Raw genomic sequence first — 3,693 nt, 5'->3', positions numbered from 1 at the left:
GATGGCGAACGTGAATCGCACGCGAGCGCTGTCGGGCCGCAGTGCGCCGCGCGAGTCCACCGGCCGGAAGCGCCACCGCCTGACCGCATTGCGTACCGCGATGAGGAACAGGTCGTGTGTCGACTCGATCGCGCGCGGGCTGCCCGTCACGCTGCCGTCGGCGGCGACGGGGATCGCCAGCTCGACCACGCCGGAGAGCCGTGCTGCGCGCAGCACGTCCGGGAAGCGGGGCATCGGCTCCGCGGCGACCGGTTCCAGTCGCTGCGCTGTCTGCGCCGGGCGACACGCCAGGATTCCCATCACCACGGCGGTGCCGAACAGGGGGAGTCGTCGCATCCGCCGTAATTGACACCGTGCAGGCACGGTCAGCCAGTCCGTGTCGCCCCATGGCCCGACCTGGACGAACGCGAGGGCCGGTCCCGTCGCCAGACCGCCAGCGCGCCGCTCACCTGCTCCCCCGACCGAGGTTGCGTCGGATACGAGATCCCTACTCGGGTCTGCTGCCGTGCCGTGCAGAAATAGCTGTTCCCGTCGAGACCGGGGCTGCAGTCCGCCCCCACCACGTAAATTCGCAGCTTCGGCTGATCGTCGGCGTCGGCGATGACCGTTACAAAGTACGGCTCCCCGGCCGCCGGGAGGCGCCACTCGCGTGCTTCACCGGGGCTGAGCCGTACCGGCACGGCGAGGTGCTGCCCGGCTCGAATGGAATCAACAGTCTCCACCAACGCGTACGCATGCACCGATGCGTGGGCAGTCCGATCACCGATGCGCATATCGAGTGACGTCGTCCCGGGAGTCCGGCCGGTGATACGGCTGCCTTGCACCGTCGCAATCCCGCTGTCGCGGACAGTGACGTAGCCAGCCAGCAGCGTCACGGGCCTCCCGGCACTATCGGCGGCCTCGAACGGGATCTCTTGCGATGGACCGCCGACCAGAAGATTCACCATTCGCATCGAACGAACTTCATGCACCGGTCGGCAGCGAACCGCCACGCGCGCAACCAACGCTCCAAGCGATGCACGGACAATGGCGTCGCCGGCCTGTGCGCACGTCGCCACGCCAGTCGCGCTCAGGGGCAGCGGCGCCCCGGAAAGCCACTGATAACGCACCCCGTCGCCAGGGAGCAGGCTCCCTGCCGAATCGAACACACGCGCCGAAAGCTGGACGGGGCGCATACTGTTGATGATCACGGTGTCGGACGAACCCACCACCAGGCGCATCGGTCGCCCGCTGGAGGGAGTAACATCGCACGCTGCCGCTGCGATCAAGGCCGTCAGCAGTGCGACGCGCATCGCTCGACCTCGCAGGTCAGGCCCGCCACGGTTCACAAAACAGGATGACGCCACCGGACTGCAGGTGTCGCGCTTCCCGCAGCGTCATCCTCTTGCGTTCGGTGCTGGTCTTGAACAGGGGCGTTCCCGCGCCAAGCACCACGGGAACCACGCACAGACGGTACTCGTCGAACAGGTCATGCTGCATCAGCGTGGCCGAGAGATCCGCACTACCGAAGACATAGAGGTTCTGCCCGGAGGCGCTTTTGAGCTTCGCGACTTCCTCAGCCGCATGCTCTCGCACCAGTCGGGTGTTGTTCCAGTCCGCATTGGCGAGCGTTCTGGAAAACACCACCTTGGGAACGCTGTTCATGAACCCGGCGATCGGGCCCTTCGCCCCGGACCAATGCGCGGCCATCCCCTCGTACGTCACCCGGCCGAACAACAGCGCGTCGGCACTCCGGAGCTGTTCCAGCGACAACCGCTCCAGCTCGTCGCCCCACACGTACGCGCTCCAATCGAGATCCCACTTCTTCGGACCCTCGAAGAAGCCCTCGAGCGTTACGAGGTTCCACATGATGAGCCGTCGTGTCATCGGATGCGTCGTGGCCTCCTGCATGGATGCGGCGCCCATGAGTCACTCACCGGGTCGAGATGTCTGGAAGCAGTCCAGTGGCCCGTTCAACCTGCGCGTGACGGTCGAGCGTGCGCAACGATGGCGGCTGAACGGAGAACTGTCCAGCGCGAAGCCCGACGCATCGCGTGCGGGCTGGCGCAGCCGATATCAGATGGTGCGATCGGGAGTGGCGGCGCCCAGCATCCCCGCGGCGGCTCGCACGGCGGCCGCAAGCGCTACGCCGTCATACGACGATGCCTCCAGCAGGTCGCTCAGGTGCGCCAGCACCTCGCGCTCGGACACCCCGAGCTCCAGCTGGCGGCAATCCAGCTCGAGTCGCAGTGCATCCGCACAGTCACGGCGCACCGATTCCGCCTCCGCGGATTCCAGCTCCTCTGCGGACATGCGGCACAGTGCACGGAGACTTGCCTGATGCACTTCCATCATCGAACGCTCCGCTCTCAGGGGACGGCCGGCAGCACCAGCCGCGATACGCTCGTGGTCGGACGTCGCGACGGTTCACCTTCGCGCTCGTAGGTGACCGTCCGCCGGAGCACCAGCGTGTCCCCCCGCAGTGCGACAGCCGTCTCCTGCTCCGCATGGAGGGGGGCTTCCGCCCCGACCACCGTGGTGCGCATATCGCGAGTCACCGAGAGGCACTCGTTCCAGGCCGCCTCCAGCGCACATGCGACAGCGATGCGGCTCTCGTACAGCCCATACCCCCGAACGTGCGTGTAGGTGACGCCGAGGCGGCCGGCTCCGGCGGCGAACGGCTCGCGCGCACCCTGATAGTCGAAGGCGGCCAGGGGTACGCCATCCGGCCGTCGAGGGTCGAGGATGACCATGCCGCCGCCGAGCTCGCGGTCGTACGAGAGCGCCACCGCCGTCAGGCAGCGTCCGTGATCGACGAGCGCCGCGGTGGCTGATTGCAGTTCGAAATAGCCGCGTGCGTCTGGCTCTCGTCCGTAGGCGCGCTCGACGTGGTCCATGAGGCGCTGCGCCGCGGCGGAGTCGATCGGCGTCGCCTGGCACGAGGTTGATGCGCTGTGCAAGCCCGGTGAAGAGGCGGTCGCGCGAAGCCGCTGCACCTCGACACAGCCAGACAGCACGAGCAGCGCGATGCTCGCGACCGCGGGAAGTCTCACATCAGGGGGAATGCGCATGCGAAAATGGACGACTTGCGGCTACCGCCTGGCGGTCGGTTTCCTGGTGACGTCGAAGTTGAACGACCGCTGGGCCAGCACGAACACGCGGCGGCGAGGCCGGTGGCCGCTGGTTCGCGGAGCTGCAGGGAACGTATCGCGTGGAGGTGCTCCGCGCTCGGCGGCCACGCACGATCGTGGCCGTAGCGCGCAACGCGGGCGTATGCAGCTTGCTTGCGGCGGCCGGTGCGCGAGGCAGCGAGCGCCTGAAGGCAGCCGACGAGCCCTCCGTAGCATGCCGCACGGCCCATGGTCGTCACACTGCTGACGGCCCCGTACACCGCGCCAGCCGCAGCGAACAACACGACGATCCCCGGCAACCACCATCGGAGTCGGGGTAACGGCGGCCGCGGCGGGCGCCGCGGCCGCGCCCCCCCGATGGATCAATACGGTGCGATTCCCGTATACGGATAATAGAAGATCGCCGAGCCCGAGCTCTCGCCGACGGAGTTGTAGCTCTTCACGTAGTATGCGACCCATTTACCGCTGGACGGTGCGCTGCTTTTCGGCGCGCCGGAGACGATGGTGCTCCCGTCCGTGTAGGACGTCTCCGTGGTCGCATCCCAGGAATCGAAGTCGGCCTGCCATTCGAGGCGTCGGTAGG

6 protein-coding genes are annotated in these 3,693 nt (G+C 67.5%); all 6 read right to left on the bottom strand.

The genetic code is table 11. The annotated features are described in order from the left end of the window. The coding region (locus VFU06_14445; GenBank protein HEU5210589.1) for a TonB family protein at positions 1-336 on the bottom strand (336 nt) is incomplete at its 3' end. Between the two features lie 29 nt (positions 337-365). Continuing rightward, entirely contained in the window at positions 366-1,292 is a 927-nt protein-coding gene (locus tag VFU06_14440) for a hypothetical protein (protein HEU5210588.1), read from the bottom strand. A gap of 16 nt (positions 1,293-1,308) precedes the next feature. Continuing rightward, on the bottom strand, positions 1,309-1,905 hold the full coding sequence (locus tag VFU06_14435; GenBank protein ID HEU5210587.1) for a dihydrofolate reductase family protein: 597 nt from the start codon (positions 1,903-1,905) through the stop codon (positions 1,309-1,311). A 150-nt stretch (positions 1,906-2,055) separates the two neighbouring features. Next, on the bottom strand, positions 2,056-2,334 hold the full coding sequence (locus tag VFU06_14430; protein ID HEU5210586.1) for a hypothetical protein: 279 nt from the start codon (positions 2,332-2,334) through the stop codon (positions 2,056-2,058). A gap of 14 nt (positions 2,335-2,348) precedes the next feature. Then, positions 2,349-3,050, bottom strand: a complete 702-nt coding sequence (locus tag VFU06_14425) for a hypothetical protein (protein HEU5210585.1) — start codon at positions 3,048-3,050, stop codon at positions 2,349-2,351. Between the two features lie 422 nt (positions 3,051-3,472). Then, a partial coding sequence (locus tag VFU06_14420) for a hypothetical protein (protein HEU5210584.1) occupies positions 3,473-3,693 on the bottom strand: 221 nt, incomplete at its 5' end.

The organism is Longimicrobiales bacterium (assembly GCA_035764935.1).
Lineage (GTDB): Bacteria > Gemmatimonadota > Gemmatimonadetes > Longimicrobiales > RSA9 > DASTYK01.
This window is presented reverse-complemented; position numbering and strand designations above follow the sequence as displayed.